This window comes from Lentzea sp. CC55 (assembly GCF_021056325.1).
GTDB lineage: Bacteria > Actinomycetota > Actinomycetes > Mycobacteriales > Pseudonocardiaceae > Lentzea > Lentzea jiangxiensis.
In genome coordinates, this window is record NZ_JAJCXE010000007.1 from 1 (window position 1) to 23,235 (window position 23,235).

Sequence of the window (23,235 nt, forward strand, 5' to 3'; positions counted from 1 at the left end):
CTCCACACCTACAATCACCACCGCGGTCACACCGCACTCAAAGGCCAGCCACCCGCCAGCCGCGTTCCCAACCTCACAGGTCAGTACACCTAGCCCGCTCGTTTCGAGGCCGCCGCGCTTTGTGGCGCTGATTCGTGCTGCCCGTTTCCGGGGCTGTGTTCACTACGACCGGAACGGTGACGTTCGGTAGCGCGTCCGGCGCGGCGGCCATCGCATTTTCCGAAGACCGCGTTACCCGTGTCCTGGCCACACCAAAGGATGAAAAACTTCCCTCGCCCGAGTTACGGAGCTTGATGTAGAGGGTCAGAACACGACACCTTCGCGCCCATGAACCTCAGGAAGACCGTCGCGGGGGCCGCTGTCGCCCTCGGCAGCACCGCCGTCCTGCTCGGCCTGGGTGGGACCGCACACGCCGACATCGCGGACGCCACCGCGCACACGCAGCCCGACCTCGGTGGACAGCTGGGCGACGTCGCGGCGATCGGCGACCTCGCGAAGGTCGACACGTCCGCCGTCGACGGCAAGATCCAGGCGATCAACGGGCAGCAGCCGGACGTGGCCGCGATCGTCGAGAACGTCGACAGCGTGCCCGCCTCGACGTTGCTCGGTCTCAGCGAGCCGGGGAAGCCGCTGAACGGCCTCGCGCACGTCGACATCTGATCTGACCGGCGCTTCCTGACCGGAGCGGCGCCCGATTCCCTCCCCCTCGAATCGGGCGCCGTTCCTCTTTTCGCAAGCGCGGTGTCTAACGGCCTGCCGCATACCCCTGCGCGCCGCGTGGATTCGCGCCGGCGCGCAGAAGTCCGTCGGAGGCGTCCCTCGACACAGCCGACATCCGGCCGAGGGTCCACTCGCCGGCGTCCACGACCTGGTGGCCACGCTCTCGCAACGCAGCCAGGACGTCCGCGCCGGCACGGGACTCGATGACGAGCTCTCCCGGCGTCCAGGCACGCGGGTAGAACGAGCTCGGGAACGCGTTCGAGTGCCACATCGGCGAGTCGATCGCCTCCTGCAGGTTCAGGCCCGCCCGGTGCGCGAGCCAGAAGCCGAGCTGCCACTGGTCCTGCTGGTCGCCGCCGGGCGTGCCGAACGCCAGCGCGGGGCGGCCGTCGCGCAGCGCCATCGACGGGGACAGGGTGATCCGCGGGCGCTTGCCCGGCGCCAGCGAGTTCGGCAGGCCCTCGTCCAGCCAGAACATCTGGGCGCGGCTGCCCAGGCAGAAGCCGAGCGACGGGATCGTCGGCGAGGACTGCAGCCAGCCGCCGGACGGCGTCGCGGAGACCATGTTGCCCCAGCGGTCCACGACGTCGACGTGCACCGTGTCGCCTCGCGTGACGCCGGAGCGGGCCACGGTGGGCTCCCCGATCGCGCCGGTCGGGTCGGAGACCGTGAACGACGGACCGCTCACGACGTGCTGCGGCAGCAGCGGTTCCCGGCCGTCGGGCGAGCCGGGGCGCAGCTCGAGGGACGCGGTGTCGGAGATCAGCGCCCGGCGTTCGGTGGCGTAGGCGCGGGAGACCAGCGTCTCCAGCGGCACGTCGGGAACGTCGCCGTACCAGGCCTCGCGGTCGGCGAACGCGAGCTTGGCGGCCTCCACGGCCAGGTGCACGGTCTCGGCGGTGGGCTTGCCGTCCACATAGGACAGGTCGTACCCCTCCAGCAGCCGCAGCTGCTGCGCCAGGGCGGGTCCCTGCGTCCACGCGCCGGCCTTCACGAGCGACCACTCGTCGAAGTCGACGATGAGCGCGTCCTCGTACGACGCCTCCCACGACGCCATGTCGGCACCGGTCAGCACCCCGGCGTGGTCGCGGCCGGAGTCGTCGCGGAAGGAGGAGCGGCAGAACTCGTCGACCTGCGCGGCCACGAACCCCTGCGACCACGCCCGGCGCGCGGCCTCGATCTGCGCCTCGCGGTCGGCTCCGGCGGCCTCGGCGGCGGCGAGCAGCCACTCCCAGGTGTCGGCGAGCGCCGGGTTGCGGAACCGGCCGCCGGGCGCGGGCAGGACGCCACCCGGCATCCACTGCGCGGCCGAGGTCGGCCAGTGCTCGGTGAAGAGGCCGGAGACCAGCCCGATGGTGTGCACGGCGCGTTCGACGAGCGGGAAGCCGTCGCGGGCGTAGCCGATCGCGCGGTCCAGCACCTCGCGCAACGTCTTGGTGCCGTGGTCACGCAGCAGAGTCAGCCAGCCGTCCCACGCGCCCGGCACGGTGGCGGCCAGCAGACCGCTGCCGGGCACCAGCGACAGGCCCAGGCCGGTGTAGTGCTCGATCGTCGCACCGGCCGGCGCCACGCCCTGCCCGCAGAGCACGCGCGGGGCCGCTCCGGCCGCCGAGAAGAGGATCGGCACCTCTCCGCCGGGGCCGTTGAGGTGCGGTTCCACGACCTGGAGCACGAATCCTGCGGTCACGGCGGCGTCGAAGGCGTTGCCGCCGTCCTCGAGCACGGCCATCGCCGAAGCCGAGGCCAGCCAGTGGGTGGAGGCGACCATGCCGAAGGTGCCGACGAGTTCGGGGCGGGTGGTGAACACCCCATAAAGGTACGCGGGGCTAACTATATTTCGTGACTCCAAGTGACGCATGCCCCAGACCCGAACGGAGCACCCTCAGGGACGGGTGCGACTTTGGTCGTAGCCGACCGTCACGGATCTCCTCCCAGAGGTCTACCGGCGCGGGCGATGTTTCGAACACGGTCGAACGGCACAGTTCTAGGCATGGGAATTCTCATGATCGCCACGATCTTCATCGGCCTCGCGCTCCTGGCGGCGGTGCCCCTCGTGGCGCTGCTCCACTGGACCGACCGTTGAAGTCCAGGTAACGAGCGTTAACCTCCTCGCGAGCAGTTCGCTTCGAGGAGGGTGAAGGCATGGAGATCTCGGGTACCGCGGCCATCGTCACCGGTGGCGCGTCCGGTCTCGGTGGCGCGACCGCACGTGCGCTGGCGGCGCGGGGAGCGCAGGTGTTCGCGCTCGACCTGCCGAGCGCCGTCGAGAAGGCCGAGACGGTCGAGAACGTCACCTACCTGGCCGCCGACGTGACCTCGGGCGAAGAGGTCCAGGCCGCCGTCGACACCGCGGCGGGCTCCGGTGTCCCGCTGCGCATCACGGTGAACTGCGCGGGCATCGGCCCGTCGTCCCGCACGGTCGGCAAGACCGGCCCGCACGACCTCGACCTGTACCGCAAGATCATCGAGGTCAACCTGATCGGCACGTTCAACGTGCTGCGCCTCGCCGCCGCCGCGATGGGCAAGACCGAGGAGCTCGAGCACGGCGCCCGCGGCGTCATCATCAACACCGCCTCGATCGCCGCGTTCGACGGCCAGATCGGCCAGGTCGCCTACGCCTCGTCCAAGGGTGGCGTCGTCGGCATGACCCTCCCGGCCGCCCGCGACCTCAGCAGCGTCGGCATCCGCGTGCTGACGATCGCGCCGGGCATCGTCGACACCCCGATGCTGGCCACGGTCTCCGACGAGTTCCGCGCGGGCCTCGCCGCCGGCGTCCCGTTCCCGAAGCGCCTGGCGCAGCCCGCCGAGTACGCGCAGCTCGCGCTGTCGATCATCGAGCACGACTACCTGAACGGAGAGGTCATCCGCATGGACGGCGCTCTCCGCATGGCGCCCCGCTAGAGGTCTCCTGCGTACGGCAGGCGGGACATCGCGTCCGAGGTCATCCACTCGCGCAGGCGGTGGGTGGCCCGGACGTCGTCCTCGTTGTACTCCAGCAACCGCCGGCGCTGCTCGACGTCGAGCTCGTCGCCGTTCAGCCCGACCGCGGCCCGGTACCAGCGCATCGAGTTCTCGCCGCCGGCCTCCGGGTCGCGCCACCGGAAGCCCGCGACCGGTGCGATGATCTTCAGGCCCTTGCCGTGCGCGCACAGGAACTGCTCGCGGACGATCCCGAAGAGGTCGACCCACGAGTCGGAGTTGATGAACTCCTTGACCTGCGCGATCGTCGGGATGCCGGGCTTGCCCGCGAACCTCTCCGCCGACGCCAGCAGCCAGCGGTTCTCCGCGAGCTCGTTGTAGCAGTAGGCGCGGAACGACAGCCCGCGCGCCTTGGCCCGCAGGCGGATCCCGGTCAGCCAGGTCCAGAACTCGGCGAACGAGCGCGCCTCGTCGTCGCACGGCAGGGCTTCCCACGTGACGAACGCGCGGTAGCCGTGCTCCTCGTCGATGTCCTTCCCGGACAGCAGGCAGCCCCACATGTACGCGCCGAGGTCGCCGAAGCTCTCCATGTCGACGTCGACCTCGACGTCCGCGCGCGGCACGTTCATCTCGGGCACGCGGCGCACCAGCGTCAGGTCGCGCAGCCACGCCCTCGCCAGCACCACGGCGTCGCCGAACGGCATGCCGACGAGCTGGACCGGGCCTTCCGCCGACGGGTCGAGCTCGGCCAGTTTGTCCACAGTGGACAGACCGATCTTCCGCAGCGCCACGGCGTCCTCGCCGCGCACGACGAGGCTGACGTCCCTGCCCCGCTTGAGATCGCTGTCGCACGTCGGCCACCACGGGCACGTCTTGCAGTCGACGATCCGCGACGGCCTGGCCAGCGGCTCCCTGGAGTTCGCGGCGGCCAGGGCCACGGCGAGCCGGTCGCTGAACCGCGCGTCGTACTCCGACAGCGCGGTGCGGCCGCCCGGCCACGTCGGCGCTTCCAGGTCGTGCCACAGCACGACGTCGGCGTCCATGCCGATCACGCCACCGGTGGCGCGTCCGGACCTCGCGTACCCGGCCGCCTGCAGCTGCCGCTGGGCGTGGGCGAGCCTGAGCTGGTCGCGGGGCTGCGGGCGCACCTTGCGGTGCGGGTCGGTGCGGCTGCCACCGGGCAACGGCATCGACAGCGGGCTGGTCTTCGCGCCCTGGCCGGGGTCGGTGATCTTGTGCCGCACCACCAGGACCGGCACGTACCCCGTGGCGTCCTTGACCAGCAGGTCGATCCCGCCACGGCGACCGCCGCGCGCGTCACGGGGCAGCGCGGCGCCCCAGATGTACGGCGCGCCCATCTCCATCGCGGCGAGCGTCACGCGTTCCCGGTCCGCGCTGCGCACCTCGGGCCCGTTCGGCACCTCGAAGAGGTTCGAGCCGACGATCCGCCCGAGCGCGTCCGCCACCGCGCGACGGTGGTTCGTCGCGTCCGCTTTCCGTTGTTCCGAAGCCGGATCCAGCGCCGCCTTGGGGGCGTCGCGCATTTCCGGATCGTTTTCGAGGTGCACCCGCCGCCGACAACGAGTGACCACGCCGGCGTCTAGCTGCACCTGGGAAGTCACAGGATGCAGGGTATGTCGCGCGTCGCGGAGATGTGTCGGCAACCTGCACAGTAAGTTCCACGTGACGGAGGAGGAGTACCCGAATGGCGCGCAAAGCGAAGGCGGGCTTCACGCCCAGCCGGGCGAAGAACCTGGTCGGTGTCGCGAAGGTGGTGGCTCCCGCGCTCATTCCGGTGCTGGCCCCGGTCATCGCCCGCGGAGCCGGGGTCCTGAGCGAGCAGTACGACCGCTACCGGGCGCGCAGGCTCGGCATCGACGTCGCCGACGTCGGGAAGTACTCGGGGTACGGCGCCCGGTTGCACGCGCGGATCGTCGGCTTCTCGGACTCGCTCGAGAGTCTGCGGACTTCCGATTCCGAGTGGGTGTCGAAGACCGAGGCACGACTGGCGCAGTTGCTCGCCGCGGTGCGGGCTTCCGAACGCATGCCGGCGGCCCGGCGCAAGGCTGCGCACCGGGCCGTCGGGACGGATCTGGAGATGCTCGAGCAGGAACTGCTCAGGCGTTTGAACGTGCGCTGACGTCCGGGGCCTTCGGTGAGACGTCCGGGGTCTTCCCGGTCACCTCGGCCACGGCCTTGATCGCCGCCTCCTCGACCACCTGACCGGGGTCGAGGTGCGCGGTGACCTCCTCCATGACCTCGGCGACGCGCTCCTCGCGCCGGATCATCGGGTCGGAGCGCAGGTCCTTCGCGAGGGACACGCACAGCCCGATCATCACGACCATGAACGGCAGCGCCGCGATGATCGTCAGGTTCTGCAGACCGGTCAGCGCGTTGGACCCGCCGACCAGCAGCATCACCGCCGCGACGGCACCGGTGGTCACGCCCCAGAAGATCACCACGGGCTTCTTGGGCTGGATCGTGCCCTGCTGCGAGAGCGTGCCCATGACGATCGACGCCGCGTCCGCGCCGGACACGAAGAAGATCGCCACGAGGACCATCACCACGATCCCCGAGACGGTGGCCAGCGGGAACTGGCCGAGCAGCGAGAACAGCTGCGACTCCGGCGAGGACTGGCCGGCGAGGTCGACACCACTGCGCTGCTCGAAGATCGCCGTCCCGCCGAGGATCGCGAACCACACGAGCGACACCGCGGACGGCACCAGGATCACACCCGACACGAACTGCTTGATGGTGCGGCCGCGCGAGATCCGCGCGATGAACATGCCGACGAACGGCGTCCACGAGATCCACCACGCCCAGTAGAAGATCGTCCAGCCGGACAGCCACGTCTCGGTCGCGTCGCCACCGGAGGCGGCGGTGCGGCCCGCCATCGTCGCGAGCTCGCGGAAGTAGTCACCGAGGGCGGTGGGCAGCAGGTTCAGGATGAACACGGTCGGCCCGACGACGAACAGGAACAGCGCCAGCACCACGGCCAGCACCATGTTGGTGTTCGACAGCCACTGGATGCCCTTCGCGACGCCCGAGACCGCGGAGGCGACGAACGCCATCGTCAGCACGGCGATGATCGCGACCAGCACGCCCTTGCCGACCTGACCTCCCCAGCCGGCGGCCTCCAGGCCGGACCCGATCTGCAGCGCCCCCAGGCCCAGCGACGCCGCCGAGCCGAACAACGTCGCGAAGATCGCCATGACGTCGATGGCACGGCCCCAGCCGGACGCGGCACGGCGTCCCAGCAGGGGCGCGAAGGCGGAGCTGATCAGCGAGGACCGGCCGCGGCGGAAGCTGCTGTACGCGATGGCGATGCCGACGATCGCGTAGATCGCCCACGGGTGCAGCGTCCAGTGGAACAGCGTGGTCGCCATCGCGGTCTCCAACGGGTCCCCGTCGGTGCCGGGCGGCGGCTTCACGAAGTGGGTGAGCGGCTCGTTGACGCCGTAGAACATGAGGCCGATGCCCATGCCGGCGCTGAACATCATCGCGACCCAGGACACGGTCTTGAACTCGGGCTTCTCGTCGTCCCTGCCGAGCGGGATCTTGCCGTAACGGCTGAACGCGAGCCACAGGGCGAAGACGACGAAGCCGGTGGCGGAGAGCACGAACGCCCATCCCAGATGCTGGATGATCCATCCCAGCGCGGTCTTCGACGCGGACGCCAAACTCTCGGTGCCGATGATTCCCCAGGTCACGAACGCAAGCGTGAGACCTGCGGCAACGCCGAACACAACCCGGTCGGTACGGCCCGGCCTGTCGCATTGAACGGTCATGCGGCCCCGATTACCCGCTCGTGGACCTGTCCAAACTCCTCCGATTACCCTCAATCCTCGTGAGTACACGGACGAGCGAGTTGCGCACCCTGCGTGGTGCCGCGCTCGCGTCGACGTCCGCGGCACTCACGATCACCGCCCACGGGCTGGGCGGCGGCGAGCTGACGGAGTTCGTCCACGCGCTTCCGCTGGTGGCGCTGATCGCGTTCGCGGCGGCCTCGCTCGCCGACAGGCGCACCGGGAAGCTCTCGGTCATCGCCGGGCTCGGCACGGCCCAGCTCGCGCAGCACCTGCTGCTCACCTGGGTCACCCACGAGCACAACAACACGCTGACCTGGCACATGTTCGCGGCGCACCTCGTGGCCGCGACGCTGACCGGCCTGCTGCTCTTCCACGCCGAGAACGCCCTGTTCAGGCTGTTCGCCGCCGTCACCCGCCTGATCCCCCGCAGGCTCACGCCGCTGCCGGTCGCGACGCCGGCGCGGACGTTCACCAGCACGCCGTACGTCCAGAACGCGCACTACCTGGACATTGTCCGTGCGAATCGGCGGCGCGGCCCGCCCTGTGGCTCCTGATCATCCGCAATCCCTCCACCGAACCTCTTGGCGATCAGGAGCCACAACTTCATGTCGACAAATCGATTCGGCGTGCGCACGCTCGCCGTCCTCGCCGTTGCCGGACTCGCCGTCCTCGGCACCCCCACCATCGCGTCGGCGCACGTCAGCGCCCAGCCCGCGGAGTTCACCCAGGGCGGCCGCGCGACCTTCGCGTTCCGCGTCCCGAACGAGCGGGACAACGCCGGCACCACCAAGATCGAGGTGACGCTGCCGCAGGACACGCCGCTCACGTCGGTGCGCACCAAGCCGATGCCCGGCTGGAAGGCCGAGGTCGTGAAGGGCAAGCTCGACAAGCCCGTGACCGTCGCCGGCAAGGAGATCACCGAGGCGTTCACCTCGATCACCTGGACCGCGGAGGGCGCCACGAAGATCGGCGTCAACGAGTACCAGGAGTTCTTCGTCGCGCTCGGCACGCTCCCGGAGGGCAAGGACACGCTGCTCCTGCCGACCAAGCAGACCTACGAGAACGGCGAGGTCGTCGACTGGTCGCAGGCCCCCGGTGCCGACGGCAAGGAGCCGGAGCACCCGGCGCCCGCGCTGAAGCTCGCCCCGAAGAAGGCAGGCGACGACGGCCACGGCGGCCACGGCACGACCCCGGCCGCCAACACCGGTGGTGACACGCACGAGGCGTCCGCCGCCGGTTCCGACAAGACCGCCCGCTACCTCGGTGGCGCCGGTCTGGCCGTCGGTGCGCTCGGCCTCGGCTTCGGCGTCGGCGCGATCCTGCGTTCGAGGCGCAAGGCATGAAGCGAGCGCTGATCGCGTTCCTGTTCGCCGGCGCGGCCGTGCTCGGCACGGCCGCCCCCGCGGCGGCGCACAACGCGTTGATCGGCAGCGACCCGAAGGACAAGACCTCGCTGGAGGTCGGTCCGTCGACCGTCACGCTGACATTCGACCAGGACGTGCAGGGCGGCGCGGGGGTCAACACGATCACCGTCGTCGACGCGAACGGGGGCCACTACGAGGCCCCCGGCGACCCGACGATCAAGGACACGGCCGTGTCCGCGAAGGTCAACGCCCTCGGCAAGGCCGGGCAGTACAGGATCGGCTACCGGATCCTCTCCGCCGACGGCCACCCGGTGTCCGGTGAGCTGACGTTCACGCTGACCAAGGACGGCACGGGCACGCCCACCACCCCCGCGAACCCGGACTCCGCGTCCGGCGGCGGTTCGGGTGACGGCCTGCCGATCTGGGTGTGGATCGTCGGCGCCGTGGTGCTGCTCGGCGGCGGCGTGTTCTTCGCGCTGCGCGGCGGGGGCGCGAAGGCATGAGCGACGTCCGGACCGGCGCCCCCACCCACTACCGCGTGCTCGCCGGACTGGTGTCCGGCGCGCTCGCGGGCATCGCGCTCGGCCTCGTGCTGGCACCACCCGTCGTGGTGGCCGGGGTCGTCGACGCCGGGGCGGCGGTCCGGTACGGCCTGCCGGTCACGCGGGTGCTGCTCGACGTCTCGGCGACAGTCGTCGTCGGGCTGTCGATCCTGCCGAAGCTGCTCGGCTTCGACCGGCCCACGCACACCGAACCCGTCATGCGGATCGCCCGGCCGGCCGCGGTCGTCGCCGCCGCCGTCTGGGTGGTCACCGCGCTGACGGCCATCGCGCTGCAGGCCGCCGAGCTGCGGCCGGGCAGCACCGTCAGCATCGGCAACGCCGTCGACTACATCGCGACCGTGGGCGCCGGCAAGGGCCTGCTCTTCAGCGCGACCTGCGCGTTCGTCTACCTGGTCTTCGGTGTCATGGCCGTGCGCAGCGGGGAGTCCGTGCCCGCGGAGCTGCGCATCCTCGTCTCGATGTTCGGCCTGCTGCCGATCCCGGTGACCGGGCACGCCTCCAACTGGAAGTACCACGACTACTCGATGGTCTCCATGGAGCTGCACGTGCTGGGCGCCGCGGCGTGGACCGGCGGGCTCGGAGCGCTGATGGCGCTGGTCGCCCACCGCAAGGGCCTGCTGGCGATCGCGCTGCCGAGGTTCTCGAAGATCGCGACGATCAGCCTCGTCGTGGTCACGGTGACGGGCCTGTTCAACGGGCTCCTCGAACTGGTCCTCAACCCGGTCGTGCCGTTCCCGCGCTCGATGTTCACCACCGGCTACGGGGTGCTCTTCCTCGGCAAGGCGGTCTGCGCGGTGCTGATCGCCGTGCTCGGCGCGCACATCCGGTGGCGGCTGCTGCCGAAGATCTCCCAGCACAAGGTCACCGCGATCGTGCAGTGGGCGGTCCTCGAGGTGACGATCATGGGTGTCGCGTTCGGCCTCGCGGTGGTGCTGAGCCGCGCGCCCGTCAGCTGACCCCCATCGCCACCCTGACCAGGTCGGCGAGAGCGCGCGACCGGGCGTGCGGTGGCCACGCGATCACCGTCGTCACCTTCTGCGCGTCGACCACCGGCACCGCGGCCACCCCTTCGGCCAGTCTCGTGCGGTAGGCCTCGGGCAGCACGGCGACCGCCCGGCCCAGCTCGACCAGCTGGAACAACTGGGTCAGGTTGCGCACCTCGACGCCGGAACCGTCCGGGTAGGTGCCGTCCTGGGCGGGCCACCGCGCGAGCTCCGGCAGGGCCTCGACGTCGGCCTGCCGCAGCCCCGGCCGGGCCGCGAGCGGGTGCGCCGACGACATGACCACGACCTGGTCCTCGGTGTGGAGCACCTCCACGTCGAGGCCTGTGGTCGGCTCGTAGGGCTCGTGCAGCAACGCCACGTCAGCGCGTCCGTCGAGCAGCGCGAGGTGCGTGTTGGACTCGCACAGCAGGACCTCGACGGGAACGGCGCCGGGCTCGGCCGCGTACGCGTCGAGCAGCTTCGCCAGCACCTCGCCCGTGCCCCCCGCCTTGGAGGCCAGCACCAGCGAGGGCCTCTCCTCGGCGGCACCGCGGGTTCGTCGTTCGGCCGCCGCGAGCGCGCCCAGGATCGCCCTGCTCTCGGCCAGGAGCACCTCGCCGGCGTTCGTGAGCGAGACCCTGCGGCTGGTGCGGGTCAGCAACGCGACCCCGAGCCGGTGTTCGAGCTGGGCGATCGTGCGCGAAAGCGGCGGCTGGGCGATGCCGAGGCGTTCGGCGGCGCGACCGAAGTGCAGCTCTTCCGCGACCGCGACGAAGTACCGGAGCTCCCTGGTCTCCACGCCGTCCACGGTATCCATACCGGGCGGGTATCGCTGCGCCACCGAAGCGGTGTTGGTCTCGAACGCCCCTCCGACCATGATCGAAGTCATGGTCGAGAAGACGATTGCGCTGGTCACCGGCGCGAACAAGGGCATCGGGTACGAGATCGCGGCGGGCCTCGGCGCGCTCGGGATGAGCGTCGGGGTCGGGGCACGTGACCGTCAGCGCGGCGAGGAAGCGGTAGCGCAACTGCGAGCGAACGGCGCAGATGCGTTCTTCGTGCCGTTGGACGTAACCGACGACGAGAGCGTCACCTCGGCCGCGTCGTTGCTGGAGGAACGGTTCGGGCGGCTCGACGTGCTGGTCAACAACGCGGGGATCGCCGGGGCGTGGCACTCGAAGCCGTCGGTCGTCACCCCGGACGGCCTGCGGGAGGTGCTGGAAACGAACGTGATCGGCGTCGTCCGGGTCACCAACGCGCTGCTGCCGCTGCTGGAGCGGTCCACCCACCCGCGGATCGTCAACCAGTCGAGCCACCTGTCGTCGCTGACCCTGCAGACGACACCCGGTGTGGAACTCGGCGACGCCGACGGGAGCTACACGCCGACGAAGACGTTCCTGAACGCGGTCACGGTCCAGTACGCCAAGGAGCTCACCGGGATGAAGGTCAACGGGGTCTGCCCCGGTTACGTGGCGACCGATCTCAACGGCCACCAGGGGACCGAGACCCCCGCGAACGGCGCCAAGGCCGCCATCAGGCTGGCGACGCTGGCCGAGGACGGTCCGACCGGCGGCCTGTTCGACGACGCCGGGACCGTGCCCTGGTGAGGCCGGCCGGATGTTCAACGTGAAACATCCACCAAGTCGGCTGGACTCGGTGAGTGGTCCGATCAACGCGGCGAGCTGCCCACGAAAGGACTAATCGGTGATCAGTCGGGCCGAAGATTCCTCGCGCATCCGCGCCAGCCGGTTCATCGTCCGCTGACCGCGGCGGTCCAGCTCCCGGCTGTCGATCCAGCCGTTGGCGTAGTAGCGGTAGTCCTGCGCCAGCGCCACGAGCTCGGCGAGGTAGTCGGCGGATCGGCGCCGTCGCTCCTCGTCGAACCCCGCGAGCAGTGGCAGCTGGGTGTCCACCACCTCGTCGAGCAACTGCGCGGACCGCAGCGCTCTCCTGGAACGCCACCTCCGGGTAATGCTCACGCGCCGCACCTCGTCCTCCGCCCGACCTGCCGCACCCCGGGCGTGGAATTCCCGCCCGTCGATGCTGCTTTCGCGCGCGAAGGTCCTGGCGTTACCGGTTCGTGTCCCACGCCATCCAAAAGTGGTGCTACAGATCCAAACGAGATGGCTCAGGCCGCCGTGTCGGTGCCGGTGAAGCGCGCGACGCGCTCGGCCAGCTCGCGGGCTTCGGGGTTGTTGCGGCGCTTCTCGGCCTCCTGGCGCAGCGGCTCCATGCGCTGCTTCGTGCGCACCGACTTCAGGCCCTCGGACAGGTCGACCGCCTGGCCGCCGACCTTGGCGCCGTGGTCGATGTCGCCCTGGATGAGGTGGTTGATCGACATCGAGGTCAGGTTGAACGACCGGCTGCGGGCCATGTCGTCGCCGAAGCTGTTGATCGCCTTGGACAGGTAGGGGATCGCGGTCCGCGCGTACTTGGCGTCCACCGACTGGGCCAGCTCCGTGTGCACCGTGCCGATCATCGACGAGAGGTCGACCTCGTTGAAGAACCTGGCCCAGGCGGGGGCTTCGGCGACGTCGGCGCGGGAGAACTCGTCGCGCGCGCGGCCGAGCAGCTTGAGCGCCTGCTCGTCGGAGCCCATCTTCGCGTAGGCCCAGGCCTCGTTCGCACAGAGGATGCCCACCGCGAGTTCGGACCCGGAGTTCTGCGCGGCCAGCTGACCCAGCTGGAACACCTTGAGCGCGTCGTCGGGGGCGTTCTGGTGCAGGTAGACGCGGCCCATGCGGTACAGGATGTTCGCCATCAGGGCCTCGTTGTCGCCCTGCTTCGCGAGGTCGAGCGCCTGGCCGAAGTGGTTGCGGGCCGAGTCCATCAGGCCCGTGTCGAACGACGTCCAGCCGGCGAGGTTGTGCAGGTCGGCCAGGGCGACGAAGAGCCGCTGGCGGACGATGTCCGTGGAGCTGGCGCCGAGCATCTGCTGCCCCCAGGACAGCTGGGCGACCACGGCGTCACGGCACGAGCCGCCGCCGTACTGGTAATCGAGGGCACGCAGAGCCCGCGTCGCCGCTTCGACCTGGCGCACATCGGTCATGCCGATGCGTCCCGGAGCCGGAGTCTGTGTGGGGTGGGAAACCCACGACCCGGAGTCCGCTCCGAACACGGCCGCGCCGACTGTCACGGCGGCGGCGTGCGCGAGGAACTTCCGACGCTTCACCGACTCTTCCTCCTCAGGATGGGGTGAGTCCGCGGCTGCGGCCACCCTCACTGCCGTTGTCTCGTCATAGGCGAGACCCATGTATCCACGTGGGACACCCAGACCCACGGCGATCCTCGTCAGGACGTCGTACGCCATCACCTGGCGTCCCTTGAGGATCTCCGAGACCTCGGACTGCGACTGACCAGTGAGCGCCGCGATCTGGCGCTGGGACACACCGTGCCGCCGGAGCAGCCGGTAAACCGAGCTGATCTCCCGTCGCGCCAGCGCGTCCCGCATCTCCGGGTGGTCCCACACCTCGGTGGGAATCGGAGAGCCCTGGGAACTCATGGTGTTCATCGCGCACCCTCACAGTCCGTTGGGCGTCATCGGCAGACTAGGGGCAGGTCCCCGAGCCCGAGAAGTCCTCTTCGGCGGGGCTGATCGGCCCTGCCGAACACCGCTTACCGCTCACCGTAAGAGTCCCACCGGTCAGCGCTGTGACGTCCCGTTCCGGCATGAATCATCGCAATCTGGATCCCGGTAAGCGAGTGAGCACGGAGAGGAACGACCTGATAGTGGACAGCTCCTCCTCGTACTCCACCTCCATTGTGGAGACGGGTGACACCGACTCCACATGGCGCGGCACGACCGGGCAGCGTCGGACGTGGCAGATCAGCTGCGGCGACGTGGTCGACCGGGACCGCCAGCTCACCGTGAAGGTGGTTCAGGGCCAAGTGGTCCTGGTAGGCCCTCCCGGTGAGACGGCAGTCTTGTCCCACGACCAGCTCGTACAGCTCAGGGCTGCGCTACGCGAAGCCGCCGACCAGGCGGAAAGGTGACGGTGACGTTTCGATGGACGCGATCCTCGGACAGGTTCTTCGCAACGCTGTGTGGGAACGCCTCGACCTGCTCACGGAGCTGGCGAGCCGCGCTGACGCCCCGTCCCTGCTGTCGGTGGCCCGATCCGAGCTCCCTCGGCTGACCGAGGGATGGCGTGCTCTGCTGGCGGCGCACGAGCCGGACGAGAAGGGCAACTGCCCCGAGTGCTCCGGCCGCTGGCGCCAGCAGAAGTCACCTTGCTCGGTGTGGCGCGCCGCGTACGAACACCTGGTCGCGGGCGGACTCGCCCCGCGCCCGGCTCGCCACCTGCGCGAGGCCCCGGTGACCCCTCCTGTCACCCGGTCCCGCCGCGCGGTGGCTCGAGCCCACTAACGGGCGTTTGCGACCGACCTGGCGTCCCCCCGACACGACCAGGTCTGCAAACCGCCTACTGACCGGTGGTCCGCGATGTGCGAACCCCCGACCGCTACATCGCGGACCCCGGTCAGCTCACCCGACTCCACAGATTCCCGCGGGCCGGCGACGTGCACCTTCCCTCCCCGACCGTCGCCGGTCCGCGGTCACCAAACCCGGCCCCTGTCTGCACCTCCCGCGCAGGCAGGGGCCGTTTCCACGACTGCGCGGGGGCCGGGCCGGAGCCCGCGAACGCGACTAGGCCGTGTTTTAGATGTGGCGTAGCCAGATGTTGATGGCCGCAACATGGACGGTGGCCTGGTAGCGGGTGGCGAGTTTGTCGTAGCGGGTGGCCACGGCCCGGTGTTGCTTGAGCAGGTTGATGCCGCACTCGACGGCGTGGCGCTGCTTGTAGATGTGCCGGTCGATCGCCGGTGGCCGCCCGCCTGCGGAGCCTTTGGCCCTGCGGTGGGCGGCCTGGTCACGGGGCTGGTCGATGGTCGCCTTGATCTTTCGCTGCCGCAGATAGGCACGGTTGGCTTTGGAGCTGTAGGCCTTGTCCGCCAGAACCCGGTCTGGACGGGTTCTGGCGCGACCGGACCCCAAGCGCGGCACCGAGATCTGCTTGATCACCGGCATGAACTGCGGGCTGTCGCCCCGTTGCCCGGCGGTGATCAGCAGCGACAACGGCCTGCGGCCCTGCTCGCAGGCCAAGTGCAGCTTGCTGGTCCAGCCGCCGCGCGATCGGCCCAGTCCGTGATCGTCAGGCTCGGTTCCGCCGGCCGGGGTGTCGGGCGGTTCGACCTGCAGATCCCCCTTTTCCGCGCTCCGGCGGCGTGCTGGTGCGCCCGCATGACGGTGGAATCCACCGACACGTCCCACACGATCAACCCATCGGCATCGGCACGGGCCTGCAACGTCGTCAGAATCGCCTGCCAGACCCCCGCCCGCTGCCAGCGGCGGAACAACCCGTACACGGTCTGCCAGGGCCCGTACTCGGGCGGAATGTCACGCCACGGGGCACCGACGCGCACCCGCCACCGGATGCCGTCGATCAACTGTCGTTTGCTCCACTTCGGCGGGCGCCCTGGTTTACGCCCGACGGGCAACAGCGGCTGCAACACCGCCCACTGCGCGTCGGTCAGATCGGCCCGCCCCGCTGCCGCTACGCTGGCCACGAGGTCTCCGGTACTGCAGGTTTGCTTGGTCGCTAACCCACTTACCGGAGACCTCGCCACGTTCCGGCACCGACACGCCGCCGATCACCTCACCTTTGAAACACGGCCTAGCCCCGTCCTCCGAGCTTCTCCTCGGCCGCCCGCGCGACGAGGACCGGCAAGAAGGACTCGATCTTCGCGTTGTCGGCGATCTCGTCGTAGGCCTCGCGCACGGCGCGCTGAACGGCCTGGTCGTCGTACTGGTCACCGACGCGGCGCCGCACCTCGGAAACCGCCTGGCGCACCTGGTCCTCGGCGTCGGCGTGCAGGCCGCGCGGGTCGCGCACCCGGTGGCCGTCGATCGTTCCGGTCATGGTGTCCTCCCTCGGTTGCCGTGGCCGGGGAGTTCCCGTTCTCAGCGGTGCGTACCCGTCTTCCACGCGAGGTACGAGACCAGGCCGGGGAACAGCCGTCCCGAGATCTCGAACGCCTTGAGCTGCCACGGGAAGAGGTGCTCGCCGCGCTCCTTCTCCACCGCGTCGACGATCGCCTTCGCGCACCGCGCGGGCGTGACCGTCGGGATCATCCTGGCGATCGCCGGGAACCGCTCCTCCACGCCGGGGTTGTTCGTGAAGTACTCGCTCGACACCTTGCCCGGCACGACCTCGCTGATCCCGACGCCGGTCCCCCGCAGGTCAAGGCGCAGCGACGCCGTGAGACCGCGCAGCGCCCACCGCGACGACTGGTAGCCCACGCAGCCGGGGATCGGCAGGCGTGACACCGGCGAGTTCACGTTGACGATCCAGCCGGAGCCACGAGACCGCATGGCACCCAGGTACTCCCTGGTCAGGAGCAACGCCGCCAGGTACGGCACGGCGGTCATGGTCTGCAGCTCGTCGGCCGGCGTGTCGTCCAGGAACAGCCAGCGACCGGCACCCGCGTTGTTGACGAGCACGTCCGGGACCGGAACGTCCTTGGCGAGTGCACGGATCTGCGCGGCGTCCGCCAGATCAGCCGGATGGGCGGTCGCCGAGCCGCCGAACTCCGCGATCCGCTCGACCTGCTGATCCAGCAGCTCAGCGCTGCGGGCCACAAGGTGGACATGGGCGCCGTGCGCGGCGAACCGGAACGCGGCCTCCGCGCCGATCCCCTGGGACGCTCCCGTGACCAGGACCCGCTTGCCCTCGACCTGCATCAGACCACCGATCGCACTCGACTCATCAACACCGCCGCCAGCGCCGTCGCCAGCGCCGACATCGCGAAAAGACCGCGGTAGCCACCCAGGCCGGCCAGGATCGCCGCGGTCAGCAAAGGGGCGATGACCTGCGGCAGCGCGTTGGCGACGTTCAGCACACCGAGGTCCTTGGCCCGGTCGGACGCCGCCGGCAGCACCTGGGTCAGCAGCGCGATCGCGACCGCCCAGTACGTGCCGAAGCCGACGCCGAGCAGCGGCGCGGCGATCAAAGCGCTCGTCCAGGTGGGCCAGACGACCAACAACAACGCGGCAACCGCCATCACCACGGCCGCCAGGTACACGTACGGCTTCCGGCGCCCGGAACGATCACTCCGTGCGCCGAACAGCACTGCTCCTGCGGCGAGCGCAACCCCGTAGAGCGCCATCAGCACCAGCAGACCGTCTTCCGGCGACGGGTGGTGGACGACGTCGCCCAGGAAGAAGAGGAGGTAGAGCGTCCCGAACGCGTTGCCGAGGTTGATCATGAGGTGGCCGAGCCAGGCCCAGGCGAAGTCGGGGTGCTCGCGCGGGGAGATCCAGAACGTCGGGTTGACCGGCTTGGCGACGAGCTGCGTGTCCGGCGTGCGCCAGACGAAGAAGAGCGCTCCCACGACCACGATGGCAGCACACGCCAGATAGCCCGCGGTCAGTCCGCTGACCAGCAACGTCACGACGACCGCGCCCAGCACCGTGCCGAGCATCTGGCTGATGCCGATGAGCCCGCCGACCTGCGCCCGCTGCACGACGGGCACGCGGTCCGGCACCGCGGAGGTCAGCGCGGCGAGCATGCCGCCGATCCCCGCCTGCACCAGGCACCAGCCCACGGTCATGACGAACACCGACGGCGCGTTGGCGAGAACGGCAAGACCGGCGGCACCGACAGCAGCGCCGGCCAGCGTCCACGGATGACGACGACCGAACCGCGAGGTCGTGCGGTCGGACAGGAACCCGATCAGCGGCACGACCAGCAACGACACCAGGGCGCCGACACCGGTGACGATGCCGAACACCAGCTCCTTGTTCGCCTTGTCCAGCAGCTCGGCCTGCTGCGGCAGCAGGACCTGGATGGGCGCGTAGATCGCGAGCCACAGCCCCAGGTTCGCCGCGAAGAGCCAGGCCATCCAGCCTCTTCTGACCGGGACCACCGGTTCGGCGAGCGCCTCACCCACCGCTGATCACCTCGCGGTACCAGTGGAACGAGTCGCGCGGCGTGCGGACCTGCGTCTCGTAGTCGACGTGGACCAGGCCGAACCGCTGCGAGTACCCGGCCTCCCACTCGAAGTTGTCGAGCAGCGACCACACGAAGTACCCGCTGACGCCCGCCTCCCGAGCGGCCTTGAGGTGCCCGTCCAGGTAGGAGATCCGCTCGGCGTCGTGGAGGTCTTCCGGGAAGCTGCAACCGCTCTCGGTGACGTGCACCGGCGGCAGCGACGGGTGGCGTTCGCGCAGCTGGGCGATCATCTCGCTCAGCCCGGACGGCACGATCGGCCAGCCGAACCCGGTGCGCGGGTACTCGTCGATCTCCACCAGCTCGAACGGCAGCGGGTTGCCCTCGGACGGCGCCCTCAGCCGGGTGGGGTTGTAGTAGTTGACCCCGTAGAAGTCGAGCGGCTGGTGGATCGTGGCCAAGTCATCTCCGGCGACGGGCAGGAGATCGGCGACTGCGTCCGGATATCGGCCCGACAGCACCGGGTCGGCGTAGAGCCAGTTGTGGATCTCGCTGTAGGCCTCGGCGGCCGCTGCGTCGTTCGGCGTAGCGGGCCAGGCCGGCGTGTGGTTGTTCGCCGTGCCAACCGCTTGCGCGTCGTACGAACGGAGCACTTGGACCGCACGGCCGTGGGCGAGGTTCAGGTGGTGGGCGGTCGGCAACGCGTCGAAGAGCAGCGTCTTGCCTGGTGCGTGTTCACCGATCGCATAGCCCTGCAACGTCACCATCGCGGGTTCGTTGATCGGGATCCACAGCTTCACGCGGTCGGCGAGCCGGTCCGCGACCAGCGCCGTGTAGTCGGCGAACCGGTCGGCGACGTCCCGGTTGAGCCAGCCACCCTCCGCTTCGAGCTCCAGCGGCGTGTCCCAGTGGTACAACGTCACCACCGGTGCGATGCCGGCGTCGACGAGGGCGTCGACCAGGCGGTCGTAGAAGTCGAGTCCCTCGGCGTTGACGGGTCCCTTGCCGGAGGGCTGGACGCGCGGCCACGCGATGGAGAAGCGGTACGCGTTGACGCCGAGCTGGGTCATCAGCGCCACGTCTTCGCGCCACCGGTGGTAGTGGTCGCATGCAACGGAAGCGTTCTGGTTCTCGTGCACCGGGGTGAACGCGTCCCACACGGAGGGGCCTCGACCGCCGGCGTCGAACGCGCCCTCGATCTGGAACGCGGACGTCGACACTCCCCACAGGAAGCCGCTCATCGATCCTCCAAATGTGAAACTTGTTCGGATCGTAGGCGTGTTGACGGCTTCGGGGAAGTGAAAGAGCCGCACAACAGGCAAGATGGAAGTACCCGAACTACTGGGAGTCGCCGTGACGAGCACCACCCCGCTTCGCCGTCAGCCCGTCCAGCAGCGCAGCGCCAAGAGAGTCGAGCGAATGCTCGAGGCGTGCGCGACCTTGATCGACGAGGTGGGCTACGACGGCGTCACCACGACGTTGATCGCGGAGAGGGCGGGCGTCGCGGTCGGTTCGCTCTACCAGTTCTTCCCGGACAAGAGAGCCGTCGTGCAGGCGCTGACGCTGCGCAACGTCGACAAGTTCTCCCAGGGCATCACCGAACGGCTCGAGCAGGCGACGCTCGAGCACTGGTGGGACGCCGTGGACACGGTGTTCGACGTGTACGTGACGATGCACCGCGAGATTCCCGCGTTCGGGAAGCTGCACTTCGGTGACGTCGTGGACATGCGCCTGCTCGACGACCGGCGCGACAACAACGCCGTCATCTCGGACAAGATCTCGGAGCTGATCTCGGGCAAGTTCGGCATCCCGATGGGCGAGGTCGGCCTGCCGATCGCGATCGCCGTCGAGGCCGCCGACGCCGTGCTGAAGATGGCCTTCCGCAACAACCCCGTCGGCGACCCCGCGATCTTGGCCGAGGCGAAGGCGCTGGTCAAGGGCTACCTGTCATCACGCCTGCCCGCCTAGCCGAAGTTGCGGCGCTCGCCGCGGTACGTGGGCACGGTGCGCTCGATGCGGTCACCGCGCACCAGGTGCACCTCGTCGAACCGCTCGAACAGCTCGCCCGCCTTGGCGTGCCGCATCCAGACGCGGTCGCCGATCCGCAGCTGTTCCGCCGCCCTGCCGGTGACCGGCGTCTGCACCTCACCGGCGCCCTCGAGCCCGAGCGTTTTGAGCCCCTCCGGCAGGTACGGCGAGGGCTGGCGGTCGGGCGTGGGCGTGCCGGACGCGATGTAGCCGCCGGCGAAGAGCGTGGCGACCCGCTTGGTCGGCTTGCGCACCACCGGCAACGCGAAGAGCGCGGCGGGCTGCGGCTTGAACGCCTGGTAGGCGTCGAACAACGTCGGCCCGAACAGGCCGCTGCCCGCCGCGAGCTCGGTGACCGACGGGTCGGACCCGGTCAGCTCCAGACTGCCGGTGCCGCCGCCGTTGACGAACTCGAGGTCGGCGACCTGCCGCACCGCGCGGATCACGGCGGTCCGCCGTTCGACCAGCTCCGGCCCGGACCTCGCCTGGATGAACCGGATCCCGATCGCCCGGAACGGCTGACCGGGCGGCTTGTCCCCCAGCCCGGCGATCTGCCCCTCGTAGGCCATGACCCCGACGAGCTGGAACCCGGTGCGGCGCACGATCTTCGCGGCGAGCGCCCTCGCCTGCTGCGGCGTGTGGACCGACGACCGCCGCGGGCCGATGTGGACACCCGGCAACGGCCGCCACGACACGTCGAGCTCCAGGCACACCCGGATGTCGGCGTGCGGCCCGACTGCGGCGTCCACGAAGTCGAGGTGCTCCACCGAGTCGACCATGATCGTCACGCGCTGCCGCGCCGTCTCGTTGGCGGCGAGCTTCTGCAGGGCGGCCCGGTCGGCCGTCGGGTAGGCGACCAGCAGGTCGTCGCTGACGTTCTGCTCCGACAACCACAACGCCTCGGCCAGCGAGTAGCACATGACCCCGGCGTAACCGGGTCGTTCGAGCGCCCGGCACACCAGGTCGCGCACGCGAACCGACTTGCTCGCCACCCGGATCGGATGACCGGCAGCGCGACGGGCGAGGTCCGCCGCGTTGTGGTCGAAGGCGTCCAGGTCGACGATCGCGAACGGAGGATCCAGGTCCTTCGTCGCGGCGTCGAGTCGAGTTCTGCGCATGTCCTGACGGTACGTCCTCCACCCTTGAAACGTGAAGGGCTTTCACTTACGTTACCCGCAGGTCACACTCTCTCGTGGAGGTTCGCGTGTGGACGAACTGGGCTAGAACTGCTTCGTGCACGCCAACGCGCGTCGTCCACCCCGCCAGCACGGACGAGATCGCCGAGGCGGTCCTCTCGGGTTCGCGCGTCCGCGCGCGGGGAAGCGGCCACTCGTTCAACGACATCGCCGTGGCCCCCGAAACGGCGCTCGACCTCGACCGCTGGACCGGCATCGTCCGCGCGGACGCGGAAACCGGCCTGGTCACGGTCCGTTCGGGCACTCCCCTGTGGTCGTTGAACGCGGACCTCCACCGCCTCGGCCTGGCCATGCCGAACCTCGGCGACATCGACGCCCAAACCGTCGCCGGCGCGATCTCCACCTCGACCCACGGCACCGGTGCCAGACTCGGCGTCCTAGCCACCGCCGTCGAGTCCCTCGAACTCGTCCTGGCCGACGGCTCGGTCGCCGCCTGCTCCCGAACCGAACGCCCGGACCTCTTCAACGCGGCCCGCGTGGGCCTCGGCGCACTGGGCATCATCAGCACTCTGACCCTGCGCTGCGTACCGTCGTTCGTCCTGCGGGCGTCGGAGTCCCCCGGCCGCCTGGACGCGGTGCTCGAGCAGTTCGACGACCTCTGCGCCGTGGAGGACCACGTCGAGTTCCACTGGTTCACCCACTCCGACCGCGTGATCCTCAAGCGCAACAACAGGATCACCGAACCGGCCCGCCCGCTCTCGAAGCTCCGCCAGACCTGGGAGTACGAGGTGATGGAGAACGCGGCGTTCGGCGCCGTGACCAAGGTGGCACGCAGGTTCCCGCGCTACACCAAGCGCCTCAACGAGGTCTGCGGCTCCCTGATCTCCGAACGGTCCTATTCGGACTACTCGCACAACGTCTTCGTGACCCCGCGCCGAGTCCGCTTCGTGGAAACCGAGTTCTCGATCCCCCGCGAAACCCTGATGGACGTCATCGCGGAACTCCGCGCGGTGGCCGGCAAACTGGGCGACCGCGACCACCTGATCGTCCCGTGCGAGGTGCGCGTAGCCCAGGCAGACGACATCTGGCTCTCGACGGCCAACGGCCGAGACACCGCGTACATCTCGATGCACCAAGCACTCGGCATGCAGTACAAGGCTTTCTTCGACGCGTACGCGAGCATCGCCGCGTCAGTAGGAGGCCGCCCGCACTGGGGCAAGATGCACGACCTGACCGCGACCGAACTACGCCCGCTCTACCCGCACTTCGACGACTTCCTGCGGGTGCGCGACGAGGTGGACCCAGGCCGCACCTTCACCAACCAGTACCTGGACCGCGTGCTGGGCACCTGACCACGAAGGCGCCAGCCCGCACGCGATGCCGAAGGCGAGCCGTAAGAACGCCTTCCCGAGCAAGCGCTCCCGGCGGTGGGGTCCCGTCACGAGTCGCGCCACAGCTCCTGCTGCACCTGAGGGGTGGGGTCAAATCGACACGCTCTTCGTCGATTTGACCCCACCCCTCAGGTGTGGCCCGCTCCTGGTGCGACTGGTGACGGGACCCCACCGCCAACGCAACCACCAACGCAACCGGCAGCCGCCCGACAAACAGGCGTGCCATCAACCCGCTCGAAGCGCGGGCCCCTGATCAGATTGCCGGGGGTCTGGGGGCAGAGCCCCCAGGGGAACAACGCAAGGCAACAGGCCGCCCGCAAAGCGACCACCCGCAGAAGCCCGCCACCAGCGAAACCGCAAGCTAACGCAGGCGTCC

Annotated in this window: 23 protein-coding genes and 1 pseudogene; 12 read left to right on the forward strand and 12 right to left on the reverse strand. The window is 69.8% G+C overall.

Annotated elements, in window-relative coordinates:
* Positions 1-327 precede the first annotated feature (327 nt).
* Positions 328-660: a hypothetical protein gene (locus L6E10_RS04555; RefSeq protein WP_236217091.1), complete on the forward strand. Its 333-nt coding sequence runs from the start codon at positions 328-330 to the stop codon at positions 658-660.
* Positions 661-745: 85 nt separating this feature from the next.
* Here the strand turns inward: L6E10_RS04555 and L6E10_RS04560 are convergent, their stop codons facing one another.
* A complete protein-coding gene (locus tag L6E10_RS04560) occupies positions 746-2,527 on the reverse strand; it encodes a gamma-glutamyltransferase family protein (protein WP_236217093.1) in 1,782 nt (593 codons plus the stop codon).
* A gap of 335 nt (positions 2,528-2,862) precedes the next feature.
* On the opposite strand from L6E10_RS04560, the gene L6E10_RS04565 reads away from it, so the two are divergent.
* A complete protein-coding gene (locus L6E10_RS04565) occupies positions 2,863-3,621 on the forward strand; it encodes an SDR family NAD(P)-dependent oxidoreductase (RefSeq protein ID WP_236217095.1) in 759 nt (252 codons plus the stop codon).
* On the opposite strand, the gene L6E10_RS04570 is transcribed toward L6E10_RS04565, so the two are convergent.
* Positions 3,618-5,261, reverse strand: coding sequence for a TM0106 family RecB-like putative nuclease (locus tag L6E10_RS04570; RefSeq protein WP_236217097.1), 1,644 nt, complete (start codon positions 5,259-5,261; stop codon positions 3,618-3,620). The two genes, L6E10_RS04565 and L6E10_RS04570, sit on opposite strands and share 4 nt — an antisense overlap.
* 83 nt (positions 5,262-5,344) lie before the next feature.
* Here L6E10_RS04570 and L6E10_RS04575 point away from each other — a divergent pair, with 83 nt between their 5' ends.
* Positions 5,345-5,779 carry a DUF6474 family protein gene (locus L6E10_RS04575; protein WP_236217099.1) on the forward strand — a complete coding sequence of 145 codons (435 nt, stop codon included), beginning with the start codon at positions 5,345-5,347 and terminating at the stop codon, positions 5,777-5,779.
* Here the strand turns inward: L6E10_RS04575 and L6E10_RS04580 are convergent.
* Positions 5,757-7,427: a BCCT family transporter gene (locus tag L6E10_RS04580; RefSeq protein ID WP_236217101.1), complete on the reverse strand. Its 1,671-nt coding sequence runs from the start codon at positions 7,425-7,427 to the stop codon at positions 5,757-5,759. The genes L6E10_RS04575 and L6E10_RS04580 overlap by 23 nt on opposite strands.
* A 59-nt stretch (positions 7,428-7,486) precedes the next feature.
* Here L6E10_RS04580 and L6E10_RS04585 point away from each other — a divergent pair, with 59 nt between their 5' ends.
* The 4 genes from L6E10_RS04585 to L6E10_RS04600 are packed head-to-tail and all read left to right on the forward strand — an operon-like array spanning position 7,487 to position 10,331.
* Positions 7,487-8,002 (forward strand): hypothetical protein, encoded by a 516-nt coding sequence (locus L6E10_RS04585; RefSeq protein ID WP_236217103.1) that lies wholly within the window; start codon positions 7,487-7,489, stop codon positions 8,000-8,002.
* A 51-nt stretch (positions 8,003-8,053) separates the two neighbouring features.
* Positions 8,054-8,791, forward strand: a complete 738-nt coding sequence (locus L6E10_RS04590) for a YcnI family protein (RefSeq protein ID WP_236217105.1) — start codon at positions 8,054-8,056, stop codon at positions 8,789-8,791.
* Entirely contained in the window at positions 8,788-9,315 is a 528-nt protein-coding gene (locus tag L6E10_RS04595) for a copper resistance CopC family protein (protein WP_236217107.1), read from the forward strand. The genes L6E10_RS04590 and L6E10_RS04595 overlap by 4 nt, the downstream gene beginning before the upstream one ends.
* Positions 9,312-10,331, forward strand: coding sequence for a copper resistance D family protein (locus L6E10_RS04600; protein ID WP_236217109.1), 1,020 nt, complete (start codon positions 9,312-9,314; stop codon positions 10,329-10,331). Before L6E10_RS04595 ends, L6E10_RS04600 begins: the two co-directional genes overlap by 4 nt.
* Here L6E10_RS04600 and L6E10_RS04605 read toward each other — a convergent pair.
* Positions 10,324-11,157: a LysR family transcriptional regulator gene (locus L6E10_RS04605; protein ID WP_236217111.1), complete on the reverse strand. Its 834-nt coding sequence runs from the start codon at positions 11,155-11,157 to the stop codon at positions 10,324-10,326. The genes L6E10_RS04600 and L6E10_RS04605 overlap by 8 nt on opposite strands.
* 88 nt (positions 11,158-11,245) lie before the next feature.
* Here L6E10_RS04605 and L6E10_RS04610 point away from each other — a divergent pair, with 88 nt between their 5' ends.
* The gene (locus tag L6E10_RS04610; protein ID WP_236217218.1) at positions 11,246-11,965 is read left to right on the forward strand and encodes an SDR family oxidoreductase; all 720 of its coding nucleotides are present in this window, start codon (positions 11,246-11,248) and stop codon (positions 11,963-11,965) included.
* A 90-nt stretch (positions 11,966-12,055) separates the two neighbouring features.
* Here L6E10_RS04610 and L6E10_RS04615 read toward each other — a convergent pair whose 3' ends face one another.
* Together L6E10_RS04615 and L6E10_RS04620 are read right to left on the reverse strand one after the other, a co-directional pair.
* A complete protein-coding gene (locus L6E10_RS04615; RefSeq protein WP_090101956.1) occupies positions 12,056-12,337 on the reverse strand; it encodes a hypothetical protein in 282 nt (93 codons plus the stop codon).
* A gap of 149 nt (positions 12,338-12,486) precedes the next feature.
* Positions 12,487-13,869, reverse strand: coding sequence for a helix-turn-helix transcriptional regulator (locus L6E10_RS04620; protein WP_236217113.1), 1,383 nt, complete (start codon positions 13,867-13,869; stop codon positions 12,487-12,489).
* Between the two features lie 191 nt (positions 13,870-14,060).
* On the opposite strand from L6E10_RS04620, the gene L6E10_RS04625 reads away from it, so the two are divergent.
* Complete coding sequence (locus L6E10_RS04625; protein ID WP_374235836.1) at positions 14,061-14,351, forward strand: hypothetical protein; 291 nt, start codon at positions 14,061-14,063, stop codon at positions 14,349-14,351.
* Positions 14,352-14,364: 13 nt separating this feature from the next.
* Positions 14,365-14,724, forward strand: a complete 360-nt coding sequence (locus L6E10_RS04630; protein WP_030480258.1) for a hypothetical protein — start codon at positions 14,365-14,367, stop codon at positions 14,722-14,724.
* A 291-nt stretch (positions 14,725-15,015) separates the two neighbouring features.
* Here L6E10_RS04630 and L6E10_RS04635 read toward each other — a convergent pair.
* The 5 genes and pseudogenes from L6E10_RS04635 to L6E10_RS04655 form a co-directional block, all read right to left on the reverse strand.
* Positions 15,016-15,923, reverse strand: a pseudogene (locus L6E10_RS04635) (IS5 family transposase).
* 107 nt (positions 15,924-16,030) lie between these two features.
* A complete protein-coding gene (locus L6E10_RS04640; protein WP_236217115.1) occupies positions 16,031-16,276 on the reverse strand; it encodes a three-helix bundle dimerization domain-containing protein in 246 nt (81 codons plus the stop codon).
* A gap of 41 nt (positions 16,277-16,317) precedes the next feature.
* Positions 16,318-17,097, reverse strand: coding sequence for an SDR family oxidoreductase (locus L6E10_RS04645; RefSeq protein WP_236217117.1), 780 nt, complete (start codon positions 17,095-17,097; stop codon positions 16,318-16,320).
* Complete coding sequence (locus L6E10_RS04650; protein WP_236217220.1) at positions 17,097-18,257, reverse strand: MFS transporter; 1,161 nt, start codon at positions 18,255-18,257, stop codon at positions 17,097-17,099. Before L6E10_RS04650 ends, L6E10_RS04645 begins: the two co-directional genes overlap by 1 nt.
* Positions 18,258-18,297: 40 nt before the next feature.
* Entirely contained in the window at positions 18,298-19,545 is a 1,248-nt protein-coding gene (locus L6E10_RS04655; RefSeq protein WP_236217119.1) for a GH1 family beta-glucosidase, read from the reverse strand.
* An 82-nt stretch (positions 19,546-19,627) separates the two neighbouring features.
* On the opposite strand from L6E10_RS04655, the gene L6E10_RS04660 reads away from it, so the two are divergent.
* A complete protein-coding gene (locus tag L6E10_RS04660) occupies positions 19,628-20,272 on the forward strand; it encodes a TetR family transcriptional regulator (protein ID WP_374235842.1) in 645 nt (214 codons plus the stop codon).
* Here the strand turns inward: L6E10_RS04660 and L6E10_RS04665 are convergent.
* Positions 20,269-21,450, reverse strand: a complete 1,182-nt coding sequence (locus L6E10_RS04665) for an amino acid deaminase/aldolase (protein ID WP_236217123.1) — start codon at positions 21,448-21,450, stop codon at positions 20,269-20,271. The genes L6E10_RS04660 and L6E10_RS04665 overlap by 4 nt on opposite strands.
* 86 nt (positions 21,451-21,536) lie before the next feature.
* Here L6E10_RS04665 and L6E10_RS04670 point away from each other — a divergent pair, with 86 nt between their 5' ends.
* On the forward strand, positions 21,537-22,820 hold the full coding sequence (locus tag L6E10_RS04670) for a D-arabinono-1,4-lactone oxidase (protein ID WP_236217125.1): 1,284 nt from the start codon (positions 21,537-21,539) through the stop codon (positions 22,818-22,820).
* Positions 22,821-23,235: the final 415 nt, after the last annotated feature.